General features: G+C 51.4%; 28 protein-coding genes, 1 other RNA gene, 1 pseudogene and 1 other annotated feature. Of the genes and pseudogenes, 14 read left to right on the forward strand and 16 right to left on the reverse strand.

Annotated elements, in window-relative coordinates:
* Positions 1–155 precede the first annotated feature (155 nt).
* Complete coding sequence (locus CIG75_RS21705; RefSeq protein WP_456119757.1) at positions 156–503, reverse strand: hypothetical protein; 348 nt, start codon at positions 501–503, stop codon at positions 156–158.
* A gap of 94 nt (positions 504–597) precedes the next feature.
* Between CIG75_RS21705 and CIG75_RS16385 the strand changes: the two genes are divergently transcribed.
* Together CIG75_RS16385 and CIG75_RS16390 are read left to right on the forward strand one after the other, a co-directional pair.
* Positions 598–1,527, forward strand: a complete 930-nt coding sequence (locus tag CIG75_RS16385; RefSeq protein ID WP_094237607.1) for an RluA family pseudouridine synthase — start codon at positions 598–600, stop codon at positions 1,525–1,527.
* On the forward strand, positions 1,524–1,742 hold the full coding sequence (locus CIG75_RS16390; RefSeq protein WP_094237608.1) for a hypothetical protein: 219 nt from the start codon (positions 1,524–1,526) through the stop codon (positions 1,740–1,742). Before CIG75_RS16385 ends, CIG75_RS16390 begins: the two co-directional genes overlap by 4 nt.
* 55 nt (positions 1,743–1,797) lie before the next feature.
* Here CIG75_RS16390 and CIG75_RS21485 read toward each other — a convergent pair whose 3' ends face one another.
* Positions 1,798–1,923, reverse strand: coding sequence for a hypothetical protein (locus tag CIG75_RS21485; protein ID WP_265415043.1), 126 nt, complete (start codon positions 1,921–1,923; stop codon positions 1,798–1,800).
* Between the two features lie 182 nt (positions 1,924–2,105).
* Positions 2,106–2,975 (reverse strand): LysR family transcriptional regulator, encoded by an 870-nt coding sequence (locus CIG75_RS16395; RefSeq protein ID WP_094237609.1) that lies wholly within the window; start codon positions 2,973–2,975, stop codon positions 2,106–2,108.
* A gap of 123 nt (positions 2,976–3,098) precedes the next feature.
* On the opposite strand from CIG75_RS16395, the gene CIG75_RS16400 reads away from it, so the two are divergent.
* Both CIG75_RS16400 and CIG75_RS16405 read left to right on the forward strand, forming a co-directional pair.
* On the forward strand, positions 3,099–4,196 hold the full coding sequence (locus tag CIG75_RS16400; protein ID WP_094237610.1) for a citrate synthase/methylcitrate synthase: 1,098 nt from the start codon (positions 3,099–3,101) through the stop codon (positions 4,194–4,196).
* 238 nt (positions 4,197–4,434) lie between these two features.
* Positions 4,435–5,124 (forward strand): DUF7121 family protein, encoded by a 690-nt coding sequence (locus CIG75_RS16405; RefSeq protein ID WP_094237611.1) that lies wholly within the window; start codon positions 4,435–4,437, stop codon positions 5,122–5,124.
* 37 nt (positions 5,125–5,161) lie between these two features.
* Here CIG75_RS16405 and CIG75_RS16410 read toward each other — a convergent pair whose 3' ends face one another.
* Positions 5,162–6,109, reverse strand: coding sequence for a 4-hydroxy-3-methylbut-2-enyl diphosphate reductase (locus tag CIG75_RS16410; RefSeq protein ID WP_094237612.1), 948 nt, complete (start codon positions 6,107–6,109; stop codon positions 5,162–5,164).
* A gap of 274 nt (positions 6,110–6,383) precedes the next feature.
* On the opposite strand from CIG75_RS16410, the gene CIG75_RS16415 reads away from it, so the two are divergent.
* On the forward strand, positions 6,384–7,655 hold the full coding sequence (locus CIG75_RS16415; protein ID WP_157729605.1) for an MFS transporter: 1,272 nt from the start codon (positions 6,384–6,386) through the stop codon (positions 7,653–7,655).
* 336 nt (positions 7,656–7,991) lie between these two features.
* Here CIG75_RS16415 and CIG75_RS16420 read toward each other — a convergent pair whose 3' ends face one another.
* A complete protein-coding gene (locus CIG75_RS16420; RefSeq protein WP_094237614.1) occupies positions 7,992–8,921 on the reverse strand; it encodes a 50S ribosomal protein L11 methyltransferase in 930 nt (309 codons plus the stop codon).
* 206 nt (positions 8,922–9,127) lie between these two features.
* On the opposite strand from CIG75_RS16420, the gene CIG75_RS16425 reads away from it, so the two are divergent.
* On the forward strand, positions 9,128–9,826 hold the full coding sequence (locus tag CIG75_RS16425) for a protease complex subunit PrcB family protein (protein ID WP_094237615.1): 699 nt from the start codon (positions 9,128–9,130) through the stop codon (positions 9,824–9,826).
* Between the two features lie 72 nt (positions 9,827–9,898).
* On the opposite strand, the gene hisS is transcribed toward CIG75_RS16425, so the two are convergent.
* Complete coding sequence (gene hisS / locus CIG75_RS16430) at positions 9,899–11,149, reverse strand: histidine--tRNA ligase (protein WP_094237616.1); 1,251 nt, start codon at positions 11,147–11,149, stop codon at positions 9,899–9,901.
* 52 nt (positions 11,150–11,201) lie between these two features.
* Positions 11,202–11,485: a binding site (T-box leader), on the reverse strand.
* A 123-nt stretch (positions 11,486–11,608) separates the two neighbouring features.
* On the opposite strand from hisS, the gene CIG75_RS16435 reads away from it, so the two are divergent.
* Together CIG75_RS16435 and CIG75_RS16440 are read left to right on the forward strand one after the other, a co-directional pair.
* On the forward strand, positions 11,609–12,286 hold the full coding sequence (locus CIG75_RS16435) for a peptidylprolyl isomerase (protein ID WP_094237617.1): 678 nt from the start codon (positions 11,609–11,611) through the stop codon (positions 12,284–12,286).
* Between the two features lie 179 nt (positions 12,287–12,465).
* A complete protein-coding gene (locus tag CIG75_RS16440) occupies positions 12,466–12,900 on the forward strand; it encodes a hypothetical protein (protein WP_094237618.1) in 435 nt (144 codons plus the stop codon).
* Positions 12,901–12,905: 5 nt separating this feature from the next.
* Here the strand turns inward: CIG75_RS16440 and CIG75_RS16445 are convergent, their stop codons facing one another.
* Both CIG75_RS16445 and CIG75_RS16450 read right to left on the reverse strand, forming a co-directional pair.
* The gene (locus CIG75_RS16445; RefSeq protein WP_094237619.1) at positions 12,906–13,172 is read right to left on the reverse strand and encodes a spore germination protein GerPB; all 267 of its coding nucleotides are present in this window, start codon (positions 13,170–13,172) and stop codon (positions 12,906–12,908) included.
* A gap of 14 nt (positions 13,173–13,186) precedes the next feature.
* Complete coding sequence (locus CIG75_RS16450; protein WP_094237620.1) at positions 13,187–13,408, reverse strand: spore germination protein; 222 nt, start codon at positions 13,406–13,408, stop codon at positions 13,187–13,189.
* A 140-nt stretch (positions 13,409–13,548) separates the two neighbouring features.
* On the opposite strand from CIG75_RS16450, the gene CIG75_RS16455 reads away from it, so the two are divergent.
* From CIG75_RS16455 to CIG75_RS16465, 3 genes are read left to right on the forward strand one after another with little or no spacing between them, the layout of a single operon-like run.
* On the forward strand, positions 13,549–13,770 hold the full coding sequence (locus CIG75_RS16455; RefSeq protein WP_094237621.1) for a spore germination protein: 222 nt from the start codon (positions 13,549–13,551) through the stop codon (positions 13,768–13,770).
* Between the two features lie 4 nt (positions 13,771–13,774).
* A complete protein-coding gene (locus tag CIG75_RS16460; RefSeq protein ID WP_094237622.1) occupies positions 13,775–14,077 on the forward strand; it encodes a hypothetical protein in 303 nt (100 codons plus the stop codon).
* Positions 14,074–14,274, forward strand: a complete 201-nt coding sequence (locus tag CIG75_RS16465; protein ID WP_094237623.1) for a hypothetical protein — start codon at positions 14,074–14,076, stop codon at positions 14,272–14,274. Before CIG75_RS16460 ends, CIG75_RS16465 begins: the two co-directional genes overlap by 4 nt.
* A gap of 72 nt (positions 14,275–14,346) precedes the next feature.
* On the opposite strand, the gene CIG75_RS16470 is transcribed toward CIG75_RS16465, so the two are convergent.
* From CIG75_RS16470 to CIG75_RS16490, 5 genes are all read right to left on the reverse strand, one after another.
* Positions 14,347–15,333, reverse strand: coding sequence for an electron transfer flavoprotein subunit alpha/FixB family protein (locus CIG75_RS16470; RefSeq protein WP_094237624.1), 987 nt, complete (start codon positions 15,331–15,333; stop codon positions 14,347–14,349).
* Between the two features lie 40 nt (positions 15,334–15,373).
* Positions 15,374–16,138: an electron transfer flavoprotein subunit beta/FixA family protein gene (locus tag CIG75_RS16475; protein WP_094237625.1), complete on the reverse strand. Its 765-nt coding sequence runs from the start codon at positions 16,136–16,138 to the stop codon at positions 15,374–15,376.
* A 45-nt stretch (positions 16,139–16,183) separates the two neighbouring features.
* On the reverse strand, positions 16,184–16,783 hold the full coding sequence (locus CIG75_RS16480) for a fatty acid metabolism transcriptional regulator FadR (protein ID WP_227874263.1): 600 nt from the start codon (positions 16,781–16,783) through the stop codon (positions 16,184–16,186).
* Positions 16,784–16,923: 140 nt separating this feature from the next.
* Positions 16,924–17,114, reverse strand: a non-coding RNA gene (ssrS, locus tag CIG75_RS16485) — 6S RNA.
* A gap of 212 nt (positions 17,115–17,326) precedes the next feature.
* Entirely contained in the window at positions 17,327–18,058 is a 732-nt protein-coding gene (locus tag CIG75_RS16490; RefSeq protein ID WP_094237627.1) for a DUF6602 domain-containing protein, read from the reverse strand.
* Between the two features lie 114 nt (positions 18,059–18,172).
* Between CIG75_RS16490 and CIG75_RS16495 the strand changes: the two genes are divergently transcribed.
* Positions 18,173–19,315 carry a cation:proton antiporter gene (locus CIG75_RS16495; RefSeq protein ID WP_094237628.1) on the forward strand — a complete coding sequence of 381 codons (1,143 nt, stop codon included), beginning with the start codon at positions 18,173–18,175 and terminating at the stop codon, positions 19,313–19,315.
* Positions 19,316–19,419: 104 nt separating this feature from the next.
* Positions 19,420–20,880 (forward strand): annotated as a pseudogene (locus CIG75_RS16500) (IS1182 family transposase).
* A gap of 206 nt (positions 20,881–21,086) precedes the next feature.
* Here the strand turns inward: CIG75_RS16500 and CIG75_RS21035 are convergent.
* Both CIG75_RS21035 and CIG75_RS21040 read right to left on the reverse strand, forming a co-directional pair.
* A complete protein-coding gene (locus CIG75_RS21035) occupies positions 21,087–21,209 on the reverse strand; it encodes an FDLD family class I lanthipeptide (RefSeq protein WP_193791323.1) in 123 nt (40 codons plus the stop codon).
* 321 nt (positions 21,210–21,530) lie between these two features.
* The gene (locus tag CIG75_RS21040; RefSeq protein WP_193791324.1) at positions 21,531–21,638 is read right to left on the reverse strand and encodes an FDLD family class I lanthipeptide; all 108 of its coding nucleotides are present in this window, start codon (positions 21,636–21,638) and stop codon (positions 21,531–21,533) included.
* An 868-nt stretch (positions 21,639–22,506) separates the two neighbouring features.
* Between CIG75_RS21040 and CIG75_RS21645 the strand changes: the two genes are divergently transcribed.
* A complete protein-coding gene (locus CIG75_RS21645) occupies positions 22,507–22,689 on the forward strand; it encodes a transposase (RefSeq protein WP_407701296.1) in 183 nt (60 codons plus the stop codon).
* Between the two features lie 122 nt (positions 22,690–22,811).
* On the opposite strand, the gene CIG75_RS16510 is transcribed toward CIG75_RS21645, so the two are convergent.
* Entirely contained in the window at positions 22,812–24,512 is a 1,701-nt protein-coding gene (locus tag CIG75_RS16510; RefSeq protein WP_094237630.1) for a methyl-accepting chemotaxis protein, read from the reverse strand.
* Positions 24,513–24,646: the final 134 nt, after the last annotated feature.

Consider the following 24,646-nt stretch of genomic DNA (forward strand, 5'->3'; position numbering starts at 1 on the left):
CCATTTCCCCCTACTATTAAAAGGTTTCTCGAAAGTAGACTTCCCTGTTTGACAGGTTCCCATTTATCCGGAAACCGTTTTCAAAATCTTCTTATGTTCAGATTACCAATCTCTGTACTTGTCCTGCAAGAGATTGCATCACCGCCCATTCGCTGTTATGCGGTGAAGTGAGAGAGATCAAAACCACCAAATACTGTCACGATTTCTGCCACCCCAACAAGCCATACTAAGCCCAGACCCCATTTTGAAAGGAGTGCATGTGGATGCCGGAAGTACGCTGTTCGGTTAGCAACTGTGACTACTGGGCAACAGGCGGCGGGTGCAACGCAAATTCCATCTTGGTGGACATTGACGCGCACGCCAATCGTGACTTCAGCTCTGAAATTGGCGAAATCGGGGAAGGTGTACACAAAGATATTGCGCATCACAAATCCGCTACCATGTGCCACACTTTCAAACAGAAGAAACAGTAACTCTACGAATGCAAAAAGGGCAGCCTTCATCGGCGGCTCTTTTTGCGTGTTCGGCTTTGCAAGACGAGTGGACTATGTTACAAAGGGAATACTACACGGAAACGATGATCGGAGGATTTTGGTGATGTCAGAACGGAAGTGGACGGCGCATACGGTGAGCGCGGCGGAAGCAGGGCGGACGGTAGAGCAAATTTTGACGGGGTCGCTTTCAATTTCGCGGCGGATGATTCAGAAACTGACGCGCACAAAAGGAATTCAGCTCAACAAAAAGCCGGCCTACCTGGGTCGTGAAGTCAAGGAAGGCGATGTGATTCGCGCCGCACTATCTTTTCAAGAGGAAGCGGGACTGGCTCCGGTCGAGATGCCGCTTTCCATCTTATTTGAAGATGAGCATCTGATCGTGGTGAATAAGCGTCCGTTTCTCTTGGTGCATCCGACCAATCCCACACAGACAGAAACGTTGTCACATGGTCTCACCCACCATTTCATGCAACAAGGTTTACAGACCAAAATGCGCCCCGTGCATCGGATCGACCGCGATACGTCGGGCGTACTGGTGGTCGCCAAGACAGCGTTTGCCCATCAGCATCTGGATCGTCAACTGCGGGATCGCGAGCTGAAGCGGGAGTATGTAGCGTTTGTTGACGGTACCATCTCTGAAGAGCGCGGGCAGATTGACGCACCGATCGGAAAACATAAGCAAAATCCCAACCTGCGGGCGGTGCGACCGAATGCGGGAGAGTTTGCTTTGACACGATATCACGTGCTGGAGCGTTTTGAGACAGCAACGCTGGTGCAATTGGAACTGGAGACGGGTCGCACCCATCAAATTCGGGTGCATCTGACCCATCTCGGCCATCCGCTGCTCGGTGACCGCCAATATGGGCATGTCGGTTTGAATTTGCTAAAACGCCAGGCTTTGCACGCCTCTAAAGTATCTTTTAACCACCCTGCCAGCGGGGAGGTCATTGTCGTCGAGGCGCCTCTCGCCCCCGACTTGGTCGCTTTGCAGGAGAAGTTGCAGAAAGGTGCGACGTCTGAGGTGCGGGGATGAAGGCGGAACGGCGGAGAAATGTGAGTCGGCTGCTCACCTTTCTTTCGTTTTTGTTGCTCATCGTGAGCACGACCTTTTTCGTGCGGATCAAAGCGCAGGGCCATACCGTGCCCCTCTGGTTGATGGGAGTGACTGGCTACGCGTGGATATTTTGCGCCTTCCTGCTGATCAACAACGTGGCACGAAAGTTTTCTCGAAGAAAGCCGATTCAATAATGCAAAAAGCCGCGGGAGCCTGTGCCCGCGGCCTTTTTATGTGCTGCATGGAATGTTATTTGTGGGTGTGCTGTGCATGGTTTCCATGCGTTGAATCAGCATGAGTGGTGTGCTCGCCGCCGCAACCGGTGAATGTGACAGCAACGGTGAGAATGAGTCCGGTAAGTACGAGTCGTTTCATTGTTACATCGCCTCCCTCACCTTTTATTTTACCACAGATTCGCCCAATTCGTTCGTACGATTCGCTCCACCATGCAGCTCTCGCCTTTGTGGAGATCGCGCCAAATCTCATAGATGTCCGCCTTGGAACATACGCATTCAAGTTGGGAGCTTCGAACAAGCATTGATTGGGGAAGGTACTGTTCATGCGAGTTGAAGCAGTTTGAGAAAATCCTGCGCAGCCCGTGGCAATTCTTTGTTGCGTGGCGTGATGACGTAGGTGTACGCGGTGGGCAGGCGCAGGTCCGGGGTGGGCAGTTCGACCAGATCCCCTTTTGCCAAATCTTCCTGTACCGCCGATTTGGGGAGAAAGGAGACGCCAAGACCTTCGATGATCAGTTTGCGGGTGACCGCGACCTGTGAAACTGACATCGGGCGAATCGGAGCACGATTTTCATGAAGCTGGAAGAGCAGTTCGTCCCAATATTCAGGGTGATTTTTCGTGAGCAATGGGTGGTCGAGCAACAGTTCGCGGTAGTCTACTTTTTGCGGATCGACCGTCCCCGGTGCGATCAGCGTCACCGGGTCTTCGTGCAAAATACGCGTCTCCGTGTCAGGATGCGAGGAAGCGGACCGCGCCAGCCCGATGTGTGACCGCCCCGCAGCGATTCCAGGCCCAACCGAAGGGGACAAAGTCGTATAGATGCGAACTTCTACGTTGGGGTGCATCATCGTATACTTCTTCCAAAGCGGTGGCAACACATGCTCTGCGCAAAGCGGTGCTAACAACAGATCCAATCGGTCATCATAACCTGCCTTCCAGCGCGCCAGATCGGAAAGTGCCTCATCGTGCGCTTCGAGGATGCGATCAGCATGCAGTCGGAAGCGCTCCCCGGCTGCAGTCAGCCGTACTTTGCGACCGGAGCGCTCAAACAACGGATAGCCAACCAGCTCTTCCAGTTGACGGATGTGAACCGAAACGGTCGGTTGCGCCAGATAGAGCCGCTCCGCCGTGCGGTGAAAATTGAGTTCCTTTGCCATCATGATAAAAGTGCGGAGGAGTTTGAGATCCATGTTGTCAATCCTCTAATTGATTATATTTTATAATCGTATACCACAAGTATCTCTATTTCCCCTTCAATAAATGTGTCGATATACTGAAAACAGAAGATAGTATGAGAAAAGGGGTTGGAGAACTTGGAAAACATCATCTCGCTCGGACTGGAACATGTCGTCGTTGCACAAACCGACTTGAGCCTCGTCGATGGACAAAACGGACTGCTCGTCTATCGCAACCATTGGGCCCGCGATCTGGCCATCAATCATACGTTTGAAGAAGTCGCCCATCTTCTCTGGTACGGCCATCTGCCCAGTGCGGCCGAGTTGAAAGCGCTTCAGGACAAGCTGGTAGCCCAGCGCGAACTGCCCGCTTTTGTCAAGACAGCACTCGACGCGATTCCAGCCGATACGGACATGATGAGCGCACTGCGGACAGGTGTCTCCCTGCTCGGTACGGAAGCATTTGCCGCTTGGCCCCCGACATTGGAACAGGTGATTTCGCTGACAGCCAAGGTCCCGACGATCGTCGCTTATCGTTACGCCCGCCTTGAAGGCCGCGAGCCAGTCAATCCGCGTGCCGATCTCGATCATACGGCAAACTATCTGTACATGCTCAAGGGAGAAGTACCGCAAGCCGCTCACGTGCGTGCGCTTGACGCCTATCTGATCTTGACGCAAGAGCACGGTTTGAACGCATCGACATTTGCTGGACGTGTGGTCGCCTCCACCCGCTCCGACCTGATCTCCTCGGTGACCGCAGCAATTGGCGCGTTAAAAGGCCCGTTGCACGGTGGTGCACCGTCCGAGGTGACCGAGATGATCGAAGCGATCGGCAGCAAAGAAAACGCCGAACCGTGGATGCGTGCCAAGTTGGAAGCGGGCGAGCGTCTGATGGGCTTTGGCCACCGTGTCTATCGAACGTACGACCCGCGCGCCAAAGCACTGTCCACGATCTCTTCCGAACTGGCGGGCGATGATCCGTGGTTCGCACTCGCCGTGCACGTCGAAGAAGTCGGCCTGCGCTTGTTAAAGGAGTACAAGCCGAATCGTCCTTTGAACACCAACGTCGAATTTTACGCAGCGGCGGTGATGCGTGCCATCGGCCTGCCCGACGCACTGTTCACCCCGTCGTTCGCCGTCTCTCGCACAGTCGGTTGGTGTGCACACATCCTTGAAGCAGCATCCGGTCGGATCATCCGTCCGCAATCGACCTATACCGGTGTGATGCCGGAGTAATGTTGCAAGAAACCCGACAGGTCCAGCGCCTGTCGGGTTTTTGTGTGTTGTCACCTTTCGTTGTCCAAAGTCTCATTCGCTTCGTTTGAGCTGATTTTCGATCTTTGCTGAGAGAAATCCGATTTCACATTTGTGTAGATTTAGATTCTCCAAATCTATATAATTGATACAAGCAGCTCTTCTCACCAGATACGTGGACCCCACGGGTCCAACTTTTCAAAAAGGGGAAGAAAGTCCAATGTCCCACAACAAGTTTAATTTCCGCAAAGAGCTGCCCGCCCTTATGATCGTTCATCACGATGTACGACTATTGAAGGTTGCCGTCAAAGAACTTAACGACGGTCAAAAAGAACTGCGTCATCACATACAAAAAATCGAAAGCAACCTAAACGAGTTAAGAACTGAAATGGTAGGTTTCAAAACGGAGATTCGTAATGAAATGCAGGATTTCAAGGCGGAGATTCGCGCAGAAATTGCTGAAGTGCGTGAAGAGATGGCTGAAGTCCGCGCAGAAGTTGCTGAGGTTCGTGAAGAGATTGCCGAAGTTCGCGAGGAAATTGCTGATATCCGCGAAGAGATTGCCGAAGTTCGCGAGGAGATGGCCGAAGTCCGTGCAGAAATTTCTGAGGTTCGCCAAGAGATCGTTGAAGTTCGAGCAGAAGTTGCTGAAGTCCGCCAAGAGATCGTTGAAGTTCGAGCAGAAGTTGCTGAAGTCCGCCAAGAGATCGTTGAAGTTCGAGCAGAAGTTGCTGAAGTCCGCCAAGAGATCGTTGAAGTTCGAGCAGAAATCACCGAAGTCCGCCAAGATATTGTCCAGATTCGCGCGGAGATGTCCGAGTTCCGAACTGAACTAACAGACTTCCGCAACCAGATTACCTCGACCTTATCCGAGGTATTTGAAGCGATTCGCTCACTGGATCGCCGATAAGAAAAAAGTCAACATCCGCGAAGGATGTTGACTTTTTTTACTTCGTCTTCTCTTTAAAACGCGGCAAGATACGATTCAATGACACTTTGCGCAGACGTTCCCACGTCGCTTCATTTTGCGAGTCGTACTGCTCAAGGAACTCGATCACTTCTTTGGTGATCTGCGTCGGTGTCGAGGCACCTGACGTGACGGCCACTCGATTTACACCTTGCAGCCATTCCAGTTGCAACTCCGAAACATCGGCGATGCGGTACGCGGTGGTGCCTGCGATGTCTTCCGAAACTTGAGCGAGACGGTTGGAATTGTTCGATGCCGGGTCTCCGACGACGATGGTCAGATCGGCCGCACCAGCCTGTTCCGACACCGCTTCTTGTCGAATCTGTGTCGCCAAGCAGATCTCATTGTGAATCTCCACATGCGGAAACTTTTTCAGCACCACATTCATCAAATGCTTCGTATCCCACTGACTCATCGTTGTCTGGTTGGTAACCAGAATCTTCTCGCCTTCGAGCTGCAAATTCGCGACATCCGCTTCCTTCTCCACAAGATGCACCGAATTCGGGGCTACCCCCATCGCACCCTCTGGCTCTGGATGGCCCTTTTTGCCGATGTAGATGATCGCATAACCCTGTGCGGTCTTCTCACGAATCAGTTCATGTGTCTTCGTGACATCCGGGCAGGTAGCATCAACTGTGGTCAAGCCTTTCTCTTGCGCTTTTCTCCGTACTTCCGGTGAGACGCCATGCGCTGTAAAGATTACGGTGCCTTTGTCAATCTTATCGAGCAGTTCCAGGCGGTTGTCGCCATCGACCGTGATGATGCCCTGCTCTGTGAATGCATCGACCACATGCTGATTGTGAACGATCTTGCCGAGTATATAGACCGGGCGAGGCAAATCAAGGTCCTTGGCCGCCTGCTGAGCCAGCACCATCGCATCGACCACCCCGTAACAATAACCGCGCGGTGAAATTTTGATGACTTCCATCTGTGATTCCTCCTGCTTTGTGCAAGGTTGAAAACATTTTAAGTATAGCATATTGACAACGGAGCGTCTTGGCAGGATAATAAGAAAAATTAACTGACAATCCGAAAGGGGGCACATGTGATGATCAATCGTCGAGCGTTTGAAGCAACATTATACGCGCCGCAGCATGTGCCACAGGATTGAACGGGACTCGTTTTGCTATTTTATGAAAAACGACCGCGGGCAACTGTTGCCTGCGGTCGTTTTCTGTCTTTTCGGAAAAGGAGGTGTGCTCATGTCTCGGGATTTCAAGCAGTTTCGGGAAATACTGGCCAACCGAAATTTTACAACCTATCTTAGCACCTACTACTTAGGTGGATTTTCCAACTTTGTGCAAATGTTTGCAATCTGGTCGCAGGTGTTACGTCTTTCCGGCCATGACCCTGTGGCGCTTGGGATCGCGACGATGCTCGAGATTTTGCCCGGTATTTTGATCTCACCGTGGGCCGGGCTTCTGGCAGATCGCATGTCCAAACGCACGCTGCTCATCATTTGCTACATCCTGCGTGCCGGAACTTTGTTTTTGATGTTTTTATCCACCGAGCTCTGGCATCTTTACCTGCTCGCTGCCATTCATTCCACGTTTGTCTCCTTTGGTGAGCCACCACATCGCGCATTTTTGCCATTGCTCGTGAAATCCGATCAATACGTGGCGATGAACTCGCTGCTTGCGACCATGAACAATCTCTGGCAAATCTTTCGCCCTGCGCTCGGCGGATGGGTCGTATTCTCTTTTGGTTCGCAAACCGCTTTTTTGGTCGGCATGACGCTTTACCTGCTCGCCCCACTGCTGCTTTTGCTGGTCAAAGTCCACGACCGTGCCGCGAACAGGAGCAAAGCTGAACGCTCTAACTCCTCCATGTGGCAGGAGGTGCGCGAAGGTGTCGCCTACATTCGAACTGAGCCGATATTGATCTATCTGTTCGTGTTCATGATGCTATTTACCTTGTGCATGGGCACGCAAGGCACGCTGACGATGTTGTTTGTCGGCCAGCACCTCGTGCCGGAAGATCAAGCGAGCGGCGCTGTCGGGCTGTTGTTCTCCGCACTTGGCATCGGCGGCTTGGTCGGCGCATTTCTGACCACTTTGCTCGTCAAGCGGCTCCCGATGCTGCTGTTGCTCTTCGCATCACTCGCCCTTGATGGAGTCGCAGTCGTGGTGTTCGCGATGAGTGACACGATGACCGTCGCCATCACCTGTTTCGCCTTCTTTGGCATCATCGGCTCGGTTAACCAGATCGTACAGGACACTCTGATCCAAACGATTGTGCCAGAACATATGCGCGGCCGTGTCTACGGAGCATTCGGCCCGATCACCGGCCCCCTTTCCTTGCTATCTGTCGGTGCCGGAACTTCGCTTGCCGCCGCGATCGGGACGCGTGCAGTCTTCGTAATCTGTGGCGTGATGGAAATTGGTGCAGTCGGCATCTGCCGCCTGTTGCCTTCCTACAAACAGGTACGCGAATCGCTCGCCGAAAAGATTCCACAATCGACATTTCACACGTAAGCGCCGGGACTGCAATCCCGGCTTTTTTTTCAAGTTGTTTCGCTGTTCTCCGGTCGCCTGCAGCATATTTTGAGTAAACGAGAAGTCGCCACCTGCTCCCCGAGCCCACCCTTGACACCGAACTGATGATGGCTCTGCTTTGCTTGAAATAAATATAGCAATTTTTCAAATCATTCGTTTTTCTCGTAGATTCGGATCATCCTTCGAAATCGGTCAGCATGTTCTTGATTGCGTTCGATTGTTTTCAAACCTATTCATTAAGGAATAACGACCTCCTCGCCTGCATTGATCGGCGGGCCATAAAAAAGAGGCGGCCCCTTTCTCGCCGCCTCTCCTCTACTTGGACAACTGCTGCACGGTAAGCGTCACCCATTCCTCACCTTGCCTGCGCTCTGTAACGCGATAACCTATCTCGGCAAAACAACGTACCACCTGCTCCTCGATCCACTCCACAATTCCTGACAGCAACAGCACCCCGTCTGCTTTCACAATTCGTGTCAGCAACGGCGCCAATTCCATCGCTTCTTTCCCGCCGATATTCACCGCCACGAGATCAAAAAAGTGCTCCACATCGGCAAACTCTGTAAAAACATCGCCGATGCGAATCTCGATCCCTTCAATCCCGTTCAACTCCATATGATACAAGATACTGCTCTCTGCCGATGGATTGAGATCGACCGCCACCACAGGAGCGGCACCTTTCTGCCGAGCGAACAGGCTCAAGATTCCCGATCCCGCACCGAGATCTGCCACCGCATCCCCTGCCTGCACCATCATGTCGATCAGCTCCAGACAGTGCCGTGTCGTCGGATGCAACCCAGTGCCAAACGCAGCAGACGGCTCGATGATGATCGTCGCCTCGCCCACCTCGCGCTCTTCATCCCACGGTGGGCGAATCATCAAACCAGGGCGTACCTCCAACGCGGAAAACGCATACACCGGATCTTCCGTCACCGCTTGCGGTACGCTCACCTCCACCGAATGGGCCAGCCCGTCCAGCAAAGCTCGCATCCCTTCTTGCCGCTCGTTCAAAAGCTCAACCGTCTGCTCTTGAGCCACTTCCTCATACGCACGAACGATCGTCCGCTCCGTCTGCACCTCCTGAAAGCCATAGCCGTCCTCGGTTACAAACGTCTCAAACGGCGCATCGATCCATACATATTCAATACCGCGCATCTGCAAAATCGCGATGACTTCGTCTGCCCGCTCCGAATCGACAGTCAGCGCGTATTCGACATAGCGTGGTTCTTGTGCCTCACTCATCATGACAGCCTCCTTTTCGTTTCGACTCTTGCTCCCTTTGCTTCGCCTTGATAAAATCGATCCACAACATGCCCGTTCGTCGCCACATCCTTGAGTATACACGAAAAACTTCTTCCCCAGAAAACGGAACTCTGCTCCGCGATGGAAATCTGGCAGATGCGGCGTAAGGCAATGCTCGACAGATCAATCCCCCAAGGAGGCGTTTTTACATGAACAAACAGCATGTCACCCGTAACGAGCTACATACAAAGGTTCTAGAGATCGGCAGTTTTGCTGCGCCAGACGCGATTGATCGTCCAAACGAAGAGGTCACGCGACTTGAAGCAGCCATGATGTTGAGCAACATGCTTCCGGCGATGAACTCTGGGATCGCCGGCGCTTTGAAAGCGCCGTTTCCAGACATCACAACGCTTACTGCCGAGCAGCAGGCGGCTGTTGCTCACATGTACCACCTTGGACTCATGGTCGGTAACGTTGCGGGCAACTTCGAGCCGCACCTCAAACTGAGGCAAGACGAGGCCGTGCAGATCTTGCACCTCACGCAACAGCGTCTACAGGCCCGCAAGCGCTCGGTCCCCTTTGAAGTGATCCACAACGCAGAAGACCTCCCGCAACAGGTAGCAAACAGCGCCGCTGGAGCGATGATCGACCCAGGCTTTCAAGTCGTGCACAGTGAAGCGGCCACCTATGTCATCGTCTCCGGCGGCGAACGCCCGACTGGTGGCTACTCGATCGAGCCAACAAGCGTCGTCCAAGCGAACGGCCAAATTGAAATCCAAGTCGAGTTGATCCGCCCTGATCCTGAGATGATGCACCTTCAGGCGTTCACCTACCCACAACTCATCCTGCGCCTGCCCAAACTCGACCAGCCCATCGTCCTGCTCAATCTGTCCGACTTAACCGTCTAATGCTTTCGAAAGCCAGCTTCTTTACGCAGCTGGCTTTTCTGCGCATCTAGCCCCGAAAGAACTCCGCTCTCTTCAACCACCCAAGCGGGACAATAACTCATCAAGGCTCAACAACTCTTGAGCGCCTGTCTCAAGCTCTTTCACCATCAGCTTTCCAGCCACCAACTCCGCTTCACCCGCAATCACTGCCACTTTCGCCTTGATCCGATCCGCCCTTTTCAGCGCAGCCTTCAGCCCTTTCCCGCTAAAATCCCGCTCCACCGAAAGTCCAGCGCGCCGCAGTGCGTCCAAGACGGGCAGCACGGCAATCTCCGCCGTCTCGCCAAGCGGTATCAGGTACACATCCACCCCGTACTCGTCCTCCGCCAACGAAATGCCCTGCTCCTCCAGCAGCAGAAGCGCCCGCTCCAAACCGGCTCCAAACCCAACGGCTGCCAACTCCAACCCGCCAAGTTCGGCATACAGCCCGTTATAGCGCCCTCCAGCCGATACGGTCGCGCCAGTTGCTGTCATCACCTCGAACACCGTCCGTGTATAATAATCCAACCCGCGCACCAGCTTCGCGTCCACTCGATACGGCAGTCCCAGTGCTTCCAGCCCCTGGACCACCTTGCCAAAATGCGACTGACACCCCTCACACAAACACTCCTGAATCGACGGCGCCCCCAACAATCCAGCCTGACAACACGATTCCTTGCAATCCAAAATCCGCAGTGGATTCTTCCCCGCTCTGCGTTGACAATCCTCACACATCGCTTCCAACCGCAGTTCCAGATACTCTAACAGTTCCTGCCGATACTGTGGTCGGCACTCCGCACAGCCCACACTGTTCAATACAAGCGTCAACTCGCTTGCCCCCAACTCCTCATAAAAACGCATCGCTAGAGCCATCACTTCCACATCGGCGGAAGCACTTTCAGTTCCCACCAGCTCAATTCCAAACTGGTGATGTTGCCGCAGCCGTCCCGTTCCTGGCCGTTCATAGCGAAACATGGGTGCCAAATAATACAACTTCAATGGCAAGCTCTCCACATAGAGCTTATTTTCCAACACCGCCCGCGCCACAGCAGACGTTCCTTCCGGACGTAGCGTCAAACTCCGCCCGCCCTTGTCAAGAAACGTGTACATCTCCTTTTCCACAATATCAGTGCCATCGCCAACCCCACGAATAAACAATTCGGTGTGCTCAAACAAAGGAGTCCTGATTTCGCGAACATGGAAATGACGGCACACCTCCCTCGCGATTTCCTCAAGCTGTTGCCATTTCGTAGTCTGCCGCGGCAAAAGATCGGCAGTGCCACGCGGACGATTGATTCGTTCCATCTTCCAAAACCCTCCTCCATTGATTTGAGCAAATAAAAAAACCCTCATCCCATAACGGGACGAGAGCTCGCTCGCGGTACCACCCATCTTGCCATGCACCACCCAGTTCATCAGAACCCAGGCCGCACATGACCACTCATCAGGAGTCAAAACAACTAACCCCCCTTCCGCTGATAACGGTGGAAGTCTCCGGTGACGTCTACTCAGCTGCCATCTGACAGCCGTTCGGGCCACAGCTCAAAGGTGTGTTTCCAGCATCCCTGGCGACCGATTCGCACCACCCATCGGCTCTCTGCACGACCACAAGACCTGTACTTTCCTTCTCATCGCAAGTATCGCAAGATGGAATTTGTATTTTATTGTATGCACCCTGTCTATCTTTGTCAATACACTTTGCCTACCCTTGGATGCCTGATACAATAGAGTCAGAAAACGTCCTGACAAACGGAGGAGCAAAACATGAACAAACGAATTTTGCTGACCACGCTGCTCAGCACCGCTCTGATCTCAACGCTATTATCGGGCTGTGGCACCGACGAAGCCAAAGAGCCGGTCAAACAATCCAACCAAAACAATAACCCCCAAGGCTCCACACCTGCCAAACAGAAACAGTATGCCAACAAGCCGGAAATGAAGATCGACATAGCAAAAGAATACACCGCTACCATCCAAACAAACAAAGGTGACATCAAGATCAAACTGTTAGATGACGCAGCTCCCGTCACCGTCAATAACTTCATCTTTCTGGCAAAAGATCACTATTACGACGGTGTCACCTTCCATCGTGTGATCAAAGACTTCATGATCCAATCGGGCGACCCGACCGGCACCGGCGCGGGCGGCCCCGGCTATAAATTTGAAGACGAACTCCCGCCATCCAAGCCCTATGCAAAAGGCATTCTCGCCATGGCCAACGCAGGCCCCAACACGAACGGCAGTCAGTTCTTCATCGGCAGCGGCCCACAAGCCGAGGGACTGAACAATATTCCCAACTACACCGTGTTCGGAGAAGTGATCGAAGGCATTGAGGTCGTGGACAAGATCGCTGCCGTTCCCGTCGGAATGAGTCCGAGCGGTGAAAACAGCAAGCCCCAAGAAGACGTGCACATCAAAACGGTTACCATCGAAGAAAAATAAGAACAATTTACCACGGCCCTCCACAAATCAGGAGGGCCGTTTCACTTTCGACAGAAGTTCTGTTTCCCGTCGATTTCCCGGGAAATTGTCGAACAAAATCGCCTTTACCTGCACAATTTAGCACACCTTTGGCTAGCAATTCCATATGCTGAAGGATCAATCAGCAGGAGGGTCTGTCGATGGCTAGAAAATACCTTGGACGTAAACGCCGCCGCGAAGAGCGTCGCCTCTTACCACATGTTCCGTCCGACTTTATCGTACCGCCCCGCAATCCGCCCGGATTTGGTATCGTTCGAAAGGAACACTTTGAAGAGACTCCGTTGATCACAGGGCAAATCTACTTCGATGACCCTTTTTACAACGTGATCTCACCGCCTCCTTTCGGCCCCGCTGACCCCGCCTATCCCCAATGGTTGAATGTCATGCAGAAGGCGAAAGAACGCGACGAAAAGTGTCCGATCAGAGGCGAGACTCCACCCTGCCAAGCGGCTCGCGAGGCCTATCTTGAAGCAGCCCGCCAGTATGCCTATGTCCTCGATCGCGTATACGGACTCAATCGCGTCCAGCCCGACCAAACTGGGCAACCTGCAAATAAGCGAAGAGATCGTACCTGAGCTGATCAGGTACGATCTCTTCGCTTATTTTGTCCGTTCCCTGACGTCCCGTTCTCTGTTGCCACCGGCAACCCCTCTTGTTTCAAGATCGGTTCGAGTTCCTGATGAATTTTATTCTCAAGTATTTCGTGAGCTTGTTGCTCCGTCACCTGTTCTGTAATGACCTCCGCACGGGCCTTGATGGCGCCGCTGGAACCAATTTGCAGGATCGAAGAGCTCGTCATTGTATTGACAGTAATCGAGCCAATACGAATGGTTTGGTTGACGCGCATCGTTTCACCTCCCGTTAGATAGCAGCGATTATATTTTCGTCTAGCACATCGTTATCGTTCGTATTTGTCGATGAGATCACATTATACGTTTGCGGGAAATCACCCGTATTAAACGATCCGGAACCGGCATACGTTTTGGCCGTCGTTTTTGGTGAAATGAGACCTACATCCCCGATGCTCAAGACTCCCCCCGAAGAGATGTTGATCACTTTTAGACTGCCGAGAATTGCAGGCACGACGCCACCACCTCTGCCTAGATTCATTTCTATGGGCAGTCTATGCGTGGCAAATGACATGGGTGAGTGCCTGCACAATTTCCACATGAACTGCATATCTTACTACCAGTGAAATTGTCAACGTAAAAGGAGCGAGTGCCATGCCATCCGTGGTCGGTGGTCCGATCAAAATCATCAGCGTATCAGGCGGCACCCTCATCTTTGGCGACTCCGGGTTTATTGCGCCTAAAAGCGCCTCTAAATCTTACAGCGGCTCTGGCGGCGGCTTGACCGGCGATTTCCCGGTGACGATCAACGGAATCAACAACACCTCAACGGTTGATCCAGATGTCGTCGATAGTAGCAACGCAACAGGAGTGTAACCCGATGTTTCAACGCTCTCGCCCCAAACAAACGATCGTTCATGAGATGTTTGTGCTTGCTGTCGGCTTCTCAGGCGTTGTGCACATTGGCGACGTCTGGCAAGGCGTAAGTCCGTTCGACTACAGTGAAGCCTATGCCGGGTACCGCGGAGCTGCTAGTTACGCCACCGAAGGTACGTTCAAAGAGATAGTCAACAATCGTCTACATTATGCAGACCAGATTGACGAAGATGTCCGTGATGACAACATTCTGGGAGAGAAATTGGAAGTCTTCCTCCCCAACACAAGAGGTGTAAGTTCCCGATGAAAAAAGTCAAACTCAATGTGGTCAACAACGGCGACCTGCAAGTGGGGAAGTTCAAAATCAATACGGTGACCGCCTCCGCTGTCGTATTACTTGGCGATGCTGAAATCATCACTCCGCGTACCGCGTCGGTTACTCGTGGTGTTCGACCTATTGGCGCTATCGTTCCCGCAGTTTCAGGTCCAGTCGGCAGAAGCTAAAAACACCCTCTTGACAGTCACGACTGCCAAGAGGGTGTTTTTATGGAAAACCAAGTTCTTTGGAAAAGCCGATTACTCAGCCAACACTTTTTTCAATTCTTCGGTCAGAATCGGCACGATGTCAAAGAGGTCGCCGACGATGCCGTAGTCTGCCACTTTGAAGATCGGAGCTTCCGGGTCTTTATTAATCGCTACGATCACTTTCGAGTTCGACATACCTGCCAAGTGCTGAATCGCACCCGAGATGCCGACTGCAAAATACAGGTCTGGAGTTACTACCTTACCGGTTTGACCGATCTGCAACGCGTAGTCGCAGTAGTCCGCATCGCAAGCACCGCGCGAAGCACCGACAGCCGCACCGAGCACTTCTGCCAGGTCATACAACGGCTTGAAGCCTTCTTGCGATTTGACGCCACGACCACCGGAAACAATGATTTTCGCCTCCGACAGGTCAACGCCACCGGTCGATTTTTTCACCACTTCTTTGATGAAGGTGCGCAGGGAATCGGCCGAGAGCTCCGCCCACACTTTCACTTCTTTATCGGCCGAACGAGAAACGTCAGGCTCGCCTGCAGTCAGGTTGTTCGGGCGAACGGTTGCAAATACGATTTCGCCAGCCACTGTGTTTTTAGTAAACGCCTTACCTGCATAGATCGGACGGGTGAACACCAAGTTGCCACCGTCTTCGGTCACGTCGATGATGTCAGAAACTTGACCTGCCGCGAAACGTGCAGCTACTTTCGGTGCCAAGTCGCGACCGATCGCGGAATGGGACATCAACACGAGATTCGGGTTGACCTCTTTGATCATCGCGTCGAGTACCGCTGCATATGCATCCGGCACGTAGTTTTCAAACTGCGCGTCATCTGCCACCAGCACTTTATCGGCGCCGTAGTGAGCCAGTGCTGCCGTATCGATGGTACTGCCGTTGTTGCTGATGATGGAAGCGATCACCGTGCCGCCGTTCGCCAGTCGCTTTGCAGCCGACAGCATTTCAAAAGTCACGTTGCGGACTGCGCCGTTGCGCAGGTCTGCCAATACGAGAATCGTTCTGCTCATGTTTAGTGCTCCTCTCTGTCTTTCAAGTTACAATCCCAAGTTACAGGACTTTCGCTTCAGTGCGCAGCAAGCCGACCAGTTCTTTGACGCGCGATTCGTTGTCGCCTTCCAAAATACGACCGCCCGTTTTGGCAGCAGGCAGGAACGTTTCCAAAACGACAGACTTCTTCGCGATATCGCCAGCCACGTTCAGGTCGCCTGCGCCCGGGTTCGCCAGCGGCTTCTTGTTCGCTTTGCGAATGCCGATCAGAGACGGGTAGCGCGGGTCGTTCAGACCTTGCTGAGCGGTGACGAGGATCGGCAGTTTGCCGCCGACGACCTCAAGGTCGCCTTCCGCATCACGGTGCGCGACAACGTCAGTACCGTTCACTTCCAGTTTGGTGATCGTGCCGATGTGCGGGATGTTCAACAGCTCTGCCACACGGATCGCCACTTGGCCAGAACCGTCGTCAACCGCTTGGTTGCCGCAGAGGATGATGTCGTACGCTTGATCTTTCAGGTAGGCCGCCAACACGTTGGATGCGGTGTATTCGTCGCCAAAAAGGGATTCGTCGGTGATGTGTACCGCTTCATCAGCACCCATCGCCAAAGCGGTGCGCAGCGCTTCTTGTGCACGCTCCGGACCGATGGTGATGACAGTCACCGAACCGCCATTTGCGTCGCGCAGTTTGATTGCTTCTTCAACCGCATATTCATCATACGGGTTCATGACAAAACGAACGCCGTCTTCTTTAACTTGGCCGTTCTCGACAACGATCTTTTCCTCAGTATCAAACGTTTGTTTGAGGCACACGAAAATATTCATCGGTGTGAACTCCTTTCAGACTTGAAATCCAAGTGTTATGCATTGCTAGGTGCGAAGTCCGCCGACCATCACATCGTAGACCGGATCGATCAATGACTCCAGGTCATACTTTGCCCCAGTGAGAATCCAGGCGGTCACAGTCTCGTCCATCGTGCCGAAAATCATACGACGGGCAATTCTCTTATCCATACTTTCTCGAAAAACGCCAGATTCAATGCCCATCAGAATGATCTTGTCGATGATGTGGTAGTACGGACGGATGATGTCACCGATCTGCTTACGCATCTCCGCGTTCGACTGGCGCAGATGAACTTGTGTAAACATCGCCAAATCTGGATTGCTGCCGAGGGTTCCAAAATAGATGGAGATCAATCCTCTTAATGATTCGGCCGCATCTCCGCCCCCGAGATTCAATTCGTCGTGAATTCGATCAACAATCGTGCCGATCGTCTCGCGAAGGATCGAGATGAGAATGTCTTCTTTGTTCTTAAAATACAGATATACGGTGCCATCTGCGACCCCCGCTTCCCGCGCAATCTTAGAGATTGGTGCGTTGTGATAGCCTGCTTGGCCGATCACTTTGACAGCGGCGCCAAGGATCGCCTCGTACTTTTCATTGTTCTTCTTTTGTGCGATCGTCCTCACCTCAATGAATGAGTGTCCATTCATTTCATACTATTATTTTAGAATAGGCAGTCAAATCCGTCAACTGCTGTTACGAAAACGACAAAAAAGCGACCTGCCGCTCTGGGAGGTCGCTTTTGCTTGTGGGCGTTAACCTATGTAGGTACCCCGCAGATGCCGTCGAGCCCCATGTTTCAGAACCTGCTCTCGCAGGTGGGTGACCCGTCATCAGTTTTTGACTTCCCAATCGTCTTTTACAAGAGGTGGGCCTGTCATACGCCAACAAGTTCTGTCTCCCAAGAAACACTCAAGGTTCAAAACAGTTGGACCCTAACGTACACCGCAGGAATCTCTTGATTGTGTCAAGTGTTCGAGTTTACGTCTTCGTTCTAGTGTTGCCCCGAAGCGATGTCTTTATCCTACAGCATGCGGCCACACTTCACAACATCAGACTTCAAACAAACGACTTCAAAAGAACGAGCAACTCCAAAAGAAATCGAACTGAGACTGTGAGAGATCATCTTCCTAGCGTGCACCCATCTTGATAAATTTCTGCCAGATGACTTACAGAGACTCCGGCTCTGGTCGTAGCGGCAACAACGGCATCAGGTTAGGCGCAATGATTTCGATCGAGTTCAGGTAACTGCTCAAGTAAAGGAACAAAAAAGCCAGCGTGTCCGCTCCGGCCGCCACCGGGCCAAGCGTGCTTTCTTCTGACGGAAAGTAGCGCACCTCACCTGTTGCTGACGTTTGATACACCACCAGCCCCACGTCTAGCACAAACACCCCGCTGATCCGTTCTGCAAGCGGCCAAGTTGACTGTTCATCAGCCAGAACGCTTGCGATCTCATCCAGAGTCAATTCGCTGGTTCGAGCCACGATCAGACCGAGCGTATACGGATGCTCGTTCATCAACTCCAAACCGCCAGTGTACCCTTTTTTCGTCATCTTCCGCAGTTGCCGCACAGAACGTATCTGGTGTGCTTCTTCCACCAACAACCCCGCTGTCAACACCTCCAGCGTCTGTACGACCGCCCCTGTCGTCTCCGCGGGGATGATCTCTTGCTTCCCAGCACGTAACTGTGGCGTCTTCAAGCGGTCATATATCACCAAGTCACACATTTCCGAAACGGTGCCATCAAGCGAAAAGACCTGCCCTCTGCACCCGGCGAACGCCGCAGGCATTTTCACAAGCAAAAAATTGGCCAACTGTTCCCGAAATGGTGCAAGTTCGACAAAATTCACATTTTGTTCACTTTTTATCCCTTCATAAAATAAGGCCCACAGATCTTCCATCCACCTACGCCACCCTTATCATAAAGTCTTTTCCCCAGTATCGCAGACATGATATTCTTTTGCCAAATTCGCACACTCTATTGTTAGCGCTTGGAACAGAAAGGAGCCGATCGCATGCTGATTTTCGAACTCGCCATCATCTTGGTTGCAACAAAACTGGCTGGCGACCTGGCCGTACGGCTCGGCCAACCTTCCGTCTTAGGTAAACTGCTGATCGGTCTGCTCCTCGGTCCTTCCCTGCTCGGACTGATTGAAAACACCGAGGTGTTACATGAGCTCTCACAAATCGGTGTCATCCTGCTGATGTTCATCGCCGGCTTGGAGACCGATGTCCAAGAATTCAAACGATCAGGCAAAGCAGGCTCTCTGGTTGGATTCGGTGGGATCATCGCACCGCTTGGCATCGGGTACCTGTGTGGCTACCTCCTCGGCTTGGACACACTGCCCTCCATTTTTCTCGGACTGCTCCTGTCCGCGACGAGCGTATCGATCACCGTGCAGTCCCTACGTGAGATGGGCCGTCTCAATTCCCGTGAAGGCACGACTCTGATGAGCGCTGCCGTCATTGATGACGTGGTGGTGGTCATCCTGCTCGCCTTCTTGCTCAGCTTTGCTGGCGGCGATGTCAACCTACCGCTATTGCTCGGCAAAAAAGCTGCGTTCTTCCTGATCTCCATCCTCGTCGGCTGGAAAGTGGTGCCGTGGCTGTTGCAAAAAATAACATCATTGCGCGTCACCGAGCCTGTGGTCACGATCGGAATTTCACTTTGCTTCCTCTTTGCTTGGTTTGCAGAAACCACCGGAGTGGCGGCGATCATCGGCGCCTACATCGCGGGCGTTTCCATCGGGCAATCCAAGCAAAAGCAAGAAGTGATGCACAAAACGGAAACGATCGCCTACGCGTTCTTCGTCCCGGTCTTCTTCACTTCGATTGGCGTGATGACCGACGTGCAAGGCATCGGTAACAACTGGTGGCTTGCCGTAGTGCTCAGTATCGTCGCTGTGCTGACCAAATGGGTCGGCTCTGGCTTAGGTGCGAAGCTGGCCGGTTTCTCCACCCGCAGTTCGCTCGCCGTCGGGGCCGGTATGGTCTCGCGGGGCGAAGTAGCACTGATCATCGCAGCCATCGGGTTGGAAGCGAACCTGCTCGACAAATCGCTGTTTGCGGTACTCGTGGTCGTCGTGCTGGTTACGACCGTCGTGACCCCGCCTTTGTTGAAACTAACCTTTCCCAAACATGAGAAAAAGGCCCCCTGAGCAGAGAGCACTGTAAAAAGGCTCATAAAAAATGGAAACAGCACCCACACGGGTGCTGTTTGCTTTATAATGGAACTATTCTAATCTACTGAGGTTGAGTTTCTATATTACATTCCAGTAAACAAACGAAAGCTTCGTTTCACGCAGAACTTTATCATTTGATCCCATCAGATCATTTATTACGTAAGATTAACGATGTTGTTGATTTTGACTTTATTCATTCACTCGTCGAAGACTCCTACTGTTTGTACTACGGCCGTCCGGCGAATGAACCGGAACTGCTGTTTCGATTGCTTTTCCTTCAGTTCCTTTATAATCTTTCGGACGAACGCGTCATCCAAGAGGCTCAGGTCAACTTGGCATATAAATGGTTCATCGGCCTCAATCCGGAAGATCAACTTTCTCGTTTTCGAAATCACCGCTTAGGAGCTAACCGCGTTGAGCGAGTTCTCTTTGAGTTGGTTCGCCAATGCGTCGACCAAAAGTTGATTCAATCAAAAGTCTTATTGATCGGTTCAACTCATACATTTGCCAACACACAAAAACAAGACGCACTCAATGTACTAAAAGACGCGGCGAAACGTCTTCACCGTTCTGTGACCAAAAAACATCCTAAGCTAGACAAAAGGCTTCCCAAACTCCCAAAACCTTCTGGTGAAAGTCGTAGAAGAATTGCTGCCTGACGCAGAGGGAGCCATCCGAGAAAAGTTGGACTTTGCAAAACGTATCGTCGCAGACGAAAGGTTGCTTGCAAGAAAGGGAATCATGTCTGCCATAGATCCCGATGCAAGATTCGTTGGAAATCCAGCACCAAGTCGTTTTTCGGATACAAAGAACACATCGCCATGACTGAGGAAGAGATTATTACAGCTATTGAAGTAACGGGTGGTTCGTCTGACGACGGCAAACTTTTACCGAACTTGCTCGAGAGCACACAAACAACAGGAATACAAGTTGAAGAGGTTTTAGCGGATACTGCCTACTCCGGCAGCACGAATCTCAAACTGTTGCAAGAGCAGAACATCACAGCTACAATCCCACTTAATCCGTCGGTCTACTCATCTCGCAGCCAAGGCGATGGTTTTCTCTATGTCAAAGACGCAGACGCTGTTCAATGTCCAGCCGGACATTTGAGTGTTCGCAAATCCCGACAGGGCAAGAAGAATGTCGGTACAAATCAGGTAATGGTTTATTACTTTGATGTAGAGAAGTGCAAAACTTGTCCTTTGCGGGATGGTTGCTACAATCCGGGAGCTAGGACAAAGACTTATTCCATTCGTCTGATCTCTAAGCATCATGAACAGCAGATGAAATATGAGCAAACTTCTCTGTTTCAAATGCGAAAGCGGCGCCGCTCGAATATTGAGCACAAAAATGCCGAACTGAAAATTTATCATGGGATGACCAGGGCCAGATACCGAGGTCTCTTCGGCATGAAGATTCAAGCTTACCTTACGGCTTTCGCCGTGAATGCGAAAAGGATGACGCGGCTTCAAGACCAGAAAAAGGCGAGCCTCCTAAGTGGAAGCTCGCCTTTTTCTGGTCAAAATTCATCCTCGCCCTAGTTGAGCTCTCCACAAAGTCACTTTTGCAGTGCTCTCCTGAGGGAGTCGCTTTTTTTCTTAGTAGCAGACAAATGCGCAAGAATCTTGCGTAACGCCCGGTCGCAGTTGCGGGGTGTTGAATTGCACAACTTGAACATCCAGATCAAAATTTTCCATGGGTACGATCTCCTTTCCAGATTCGAATTTTCTAAATTTACAAGCTGTTCTTACGCCAGGGTCAGATCTTCCGGGTAGCAGACGAATGCGCAAGAAGTTTGCGTGATGCCCGGCATTACCTTGGTGGTGGTGATTTGCTCGATTTGAACATCCAGATCGAAGAAGTTTTCCATCAGAATCGCTCCTTTCTTTTATTTAAACTCGTGAACTTACTCGCAAACGAATGCGCAGGAACCTTCCGCAGTTTCGATCGTGTTCATGACGACATCAGCGGTGTTCAACTGCGTGATTTGCACATCCAGATCAAAGAAGTTTTCCATTAGAAAATCTCCTCTCTTGCGTGAGATTTAGACAGCATCGCAAACAAATGCGCAAGACGTGTTATCACCAGTCGGTCTGTAGTCGACCACTTGGGTCACGTTCGAGACTTGTACATCGAGATCGAACATTTCCATCACGATCGCCTCCTTTCTATCGGAACAGATTCGAATCTATTAGTACGGTTCGCAAACAAATGCGCAAGAACCAACGGCGGTCCGCACAGCTGCTACTTCTGCGATCGCTTCTTGCTCAACTTGCACGTCCAGATCGAACATTTCCATTATGATAACCTCCTTTCCTCTTAACTGATTTTCTAATTAAAATATAATTCAAAATATTTATTTGTCAACATTTGAACTTTACTCACAACGAAAGAACAATACCCCAAACGAAAATACGACAAAAAGCGTGCAAACATCGTACCGCTCAGTACTTTGTCTACACGCTGTTCGCATGCAGGAGTTGTCTTTCTTACGCCAGGATGAGATCCGGATAGCAGACGTATGCGCAAGTATCTTGCGTTTCGCCCGGCATGATCGCATCGTTGATGACTTGCTCGATTTGAACATCGAGATCAAAGAACTTTTCCAACACGCGACCCCTTTTTAGTACGAATCATCGTTGCAGACTTCCCCGCAAGAATCTGTCGTTTCGGCGGGCATGATCAATTGGGTATTGATTTGTTCGATCGTCAAATCAAGGTCAAAGAGCTTTTCCATCAGCAGACACCCCTTTTACAAAGTACCCGTTGGGTCGCAATGATCGGCACAAGAATCTTGCGTGTCGGTCCTAATAACATCGTTGTTGCTGACGTGCTGGATTTGCAAATCAAGATCAAAAAGCTTTTCCATCAGGTATTCCCCCCTTCTTACTAAAAGATGTTGCACAAGTAATCGCAACTAATGTAAGAAGTAATGTGTCCCTGTTCCGGGGTTACTTCGATAACTTGAATGTCAAGATCAAACAGTGTTTCCATCGTCGTGTCACCTCCTTTCTAATTTCACATGTTATATTTTAATAAAAAATATAATTCATAATAATTGTTGTGTCAAGTTTTACTTTTAGTTAGAAAAATGCGCCTATTCCATTCGTCTGATCTCTAAGCATCATGAACAGCAGATGAAATATGAGCAAACTTCTCTGTTTCAAATGCGAAAGCGGCGCCGCTCGAATATTGAGCACAAAAATGCCGAACTGAAAATTTATCATGGGATGACCAGGGCCAGATACCGTGGTCTCTTCGGCATGAAGATTCAAGCTTACCTTACGGCTTTCGCCGTGAATGCGAAAAGGATGACGCGGCTTCAAGACCAGCAAAGGCGAGCCTCCTAAGTGGAAGCTCGCCTTTTTCTGGTCAAAATTTATCCTCGCCCTAGTTGAGCTCTCCACAAAGTCACTTTTGCAGTGCTCTCTGAGCAGGGAGCCTTTTTCGTTCTTTCGATCTGTTTCTCCGACTACAATTTAAACGCACTGACCGAATCTTGCAGTTCGTTTGCCATTTTAGCCAGCATATTCGAAGCGGAAGTGATCTCTTCCATAGAAGCTGTCTGCTCTTGCACAGTCGCAGCCACCTGTTGCGTGTTGCCAGCCGCTTGATCGGAGAACGATGCGATCGTATCGATCGCCAAGACCAGTTCCTGTGTCCCCGCATTGACTTGCTCCACCGCTTCGACGGTGTCTTGCGCCTGTTTCGCCAGCGAGTTGACCGCCGCATGAATGCCACGGAAGGAGTCTCCGGTCAGGTGGATCATCCGGATGCCTTCATCGAACGATTTAGTCCCTTCATTCATCGAGACGATCGCCACACCAGCATCCGTTTGTACTTCACCGATCAGCGCACGAATATGATCGGCTGCCGAAGCGGACTGCTCGGCCAGTTTGCGCACTTCGTCTGCAACCACGGCAAAGCCTTTGCCCTGCTCACCTGCGCGCGATGCTTCGATCGCTGCGTTGAGCGCCAACAGGTTGGTTTGGCCCGCAATGCTTGTGATCAGCGCAACGATTTGTCCGATCTCGTCCGTCTTCTGTCCAAGCTTGTTCAATACTTGCGCGGTGCTGTGAATCTTCTCCGTGCTCGTTTCCATCTGCTTGATCGTCTTGTCCACCACATCATGCCCGTCTTTCGCGCGCTCCGTCGCCGTGCGCGTCGAATCGGTCACTGTGGTGATGCCAGATACGATCTGATCGATGTTGACCTTCATCGCGGACACGATCTTCGTCGTGTCGGTCACGCCTTGCAATTGCTTGTCCGCACCGCTCGATACTTCCTGTACGGAAGCTGCGATCTGCTCCGCTGCACGGCACGTATGATCTGCTCCAGCCATCAATTGCTCCGAGGTCGAAGCTACCTGTGCGGAGTTCAAGGATACTTGATGCAGGATTCCGCGCAAGTTGTCCACCATCTTATCAAAGTCTCGGCCGAGGTCACCGATCTCATCGCGGGACTTCATGTTCAGAGCATCCAGCGTCAAATCACCATCTGCTACTTTCTTCACCTGCGCCGCCAGACGATACACCGGCGCGGTCAACATTCTAGAGATCACGATCACGATCAGAATGCTCAACACAATCGCTGCGCCCGATAGAATTAACACAAAATTTTTGCCATCATGGTTGATCTCGACCGATCTTTTGGTCGCTGCTGAGCCAGAATCTTGATTGATCTGCTTCAGTTTGATCAAATCGGCTGTCGCTTTGTCAAACTCGATCAAGGCTGCAGTATCCGCATTGTTGAATCCTAAGCTATCACGTTCTTCTGCCGCTTTCAACAGGAGTGGAATTTGCTTTTCAAACGCCGCATAAGAGCTGGCAAACGAATTAAAAAGCGCTACCTCTTCTTCACCTTGGGAGAGTTCCTTAAACAGAACCATCTTGCTAGTAACTTCTGCTTGGCTGGCCTTGATGGCCTTGATGACCGCTTCGGTCGCTTCGGGCGTCTGCGCCAAGCGCATCCGCGTCATCAACCGTTGCATGTTGGTGACATTCGCATTAATGTCGCCAGCAATCGCAACACTTGGCAATACATGAGCGTCAATCTCGTTCGCTTGCTTTTCCATGTTGTCCATTCGCTCGACCGCCACTGCTCCAATTGCGATCAGCAACAATAGGACGAGGAAAAAGCTTACGAATAATTTCATACGTACTGAAAATTTCATGTCATTAGTTCCCCCTCATAGCAATAAGTACACCTATTAGTCAATAATCGACATGGTTTCGACATCCACAAACCTTATAATAAATGAATATGCGACATTTTGAAAGAGATTTTTTATAACTTTTAGGAATGCAT

Origin of the sequence: Tumebacillus algifaecis (assembly GCF_002243515.1) — a bacterium.
In the GTDB taxonomy this organism is placed as follows: Bacteria; Bacillota; Bacilli; order Tumebacillales; family Tumebacillaceae; genus Tumebacillus_A; species Tumebacillus_A algifaecis.

Excerpts from the sequence above, each read along its gene's own strand:
- CIG75_RS21485 (WP_265415043.1), bottom strand. The coding sequence starts at position 1,923 with ATGAAACGACTCGTACTTACCGGACTCATTCTCACCGTTGCTGTCACA.
- CIG75_RS16455 (WP_094237621.1), top strand. The coding sequence starts at position 13,549 with ATGCCATCCGTGGTCGGTGGTCCGATCAAAATCATCAGCGTATCAGGC.
- CIG75_RS16435 (WP_094237617.1), top strand. The coding sequence starts at position 11,609 with ATGAACAAACGAATTTTGCTGACCACGCTGCTCAGCACCGCTCTGATC.
- CIG75_RS16425 (WP_094237615.1), top strand. The coding sequence starts at position 9,128 with ATGAACAAACAGCATGTCACCCGTAACGAGCTACATACAAAGGTTCTA.
- CIG75_RS16475 (WP_094237625.1), bottom strand. The coding sequence starts at position 16,138 with ATGAATATTTTCGTGTGCCTCAAACAAACGTTTGATACTGAGGAAAAG.
- CIG75_RS16510 (WP_094237630.1), bottom strand. The coding sequence starts at position 24,512 with ATGAAATTTTCAGTACGTATGAAATTATTCGTAAGCTTTTTCCTCGTC.
- CIG75_RS21645 (WP_407701296.1), top strand. The coding sequence starts at position 22,507 with ATGCGAAAGCGGCGCCGCTCGAATATTGAGCACAAAAATGCCGAACTG.
- CIG75_RS16415 (WP_157729605.1), top strand. The coding sequence starts at position 6,384 with ATGTCTCGGGATTTCAAGCAGTTTCGGGAAATACTGGCCAACCGAAAT.
- CIG75_RS16495 (WP_094237628.1), top strand. The coding sequence starts at position 18,173 with ATGCTGATTTTCGAACTCGCCATCATCTTGGTTGCAACAAAACTGGCT.
- CIG75_RS16470 (WP_094237624.1), bottom strand. The coding sequence starts at position 15,333 with ATGAGCAGAACGATTCTCGTATTGGCAGACCTGCGCAACGGCGCAGTC.
- CIG75_RS16490 (WP_094237627.1), bottom strand. The coding sequence starts at position 18,058 with ATGGAAGATCTGTGGGCCTTATTTTATGAAGGGATAAAAAGTGAACAA.
- CIG75_RS16420 (WP_094237614.1), bottom strand. The coding sequence starts at position 8,921 with ATGATGAGTGAGGCACAAGAACCACGCTATGTCGAATACGCGCTGACT.
- CIG75_RS16460 (WP_094237622.1), top strand. The coding sequence starts at position 13,775 with ATGTTTCAACGCTCTCGCCCCAAACAAACGATCGTTCATGAGATGTTT.
- CIG75_RS16385 (WP_094237607.1), top strand. The coding sequence starts at position 598 with ATGTCAGAACGGAAGTGGACGGCGCATACGGTGAGCGCGGCGGAAGCA.
- CIG75_RS16440 (WP_094237618.1), top strand. The coding sequence starts at position 12,466 with ATGGCTAGAAAATACCTTGGACGTAAACGCCGCCGCGAAGAGCGTCGC.
- CIG75_RS16390 (WP_094237608.1), top strand. The coding sequence starts at position 1,524 with ATGAAGGCGGAACGGCGGAGAAATGTGAGTCGGCTGCTCACCTTTCTT.
- CIG75_RS21035 (WP_193791323.1), bottom strand. The coding sequence starts at position 21,209 with ATGGAAAACTTCTTCGATCTGGATGTTCAAATCGAGCAAATCACCACC.
- CIG75_RS21040 (WP_193791324.1), bottom strand. The coding sequence starts at position 21,638 with ATGGAAATGTTCGATCTGGACGTGCAAGTTGAGCAAGAAGCGATCGCA.
- hisS (WP_094237616.1), bottom strand. The coding sequence starts at position 11,149 with ATGGAACGAATCAATCGTCCGCGTGGCACTGCCGATCTTTTGCCGCGG.
- CIG75_RS16395 (WP_094237609.1), bottom strand. The coding sequence starts at position 2,975 with ATGGATCTCAAACTCCTCCGCACTTTTATCATGATGGCAAAGGAACTC.
- CIG75_RS16410 (WP_094237612.1), bottom strand. The coding sequence starts at position 6,109 with ATGGAAGTCATCAAAATTTCACCGCGCGGTTATTGTTACGGGGTGGTC.
- CIG75_RS21705 (WP_456119757.1), bottom strand. The coding sequence starts at position 503 with ATGAAGGCTGCCCTTTTTGCATTCGTAGAGTTACTGTTTCTTCTGTTT.
- CIG75_RS16445 (WP_094237619.1), bottom strand. The coding sequence starts at position 13,172 with ATGCGCGTCAACCAAACCATTCGTATTGGCTCGATTACTGTCAATACA.
- CIG75_RS16405 (WP_094237611.1), top strand. The coding sequence starts at position 4,435 with ATGTCCCACAACAAGTTTAATTTCCGCAAAGAGCTGCCCGCCCTTATG.
- CIG75_RS16465 (WP_094237623.1), top strand. The coding sequence starts at position 14,074 with ATGAAAAAAGTCAAACTCAATGTGGTCAACAACGGCGACCTGCAAGTG.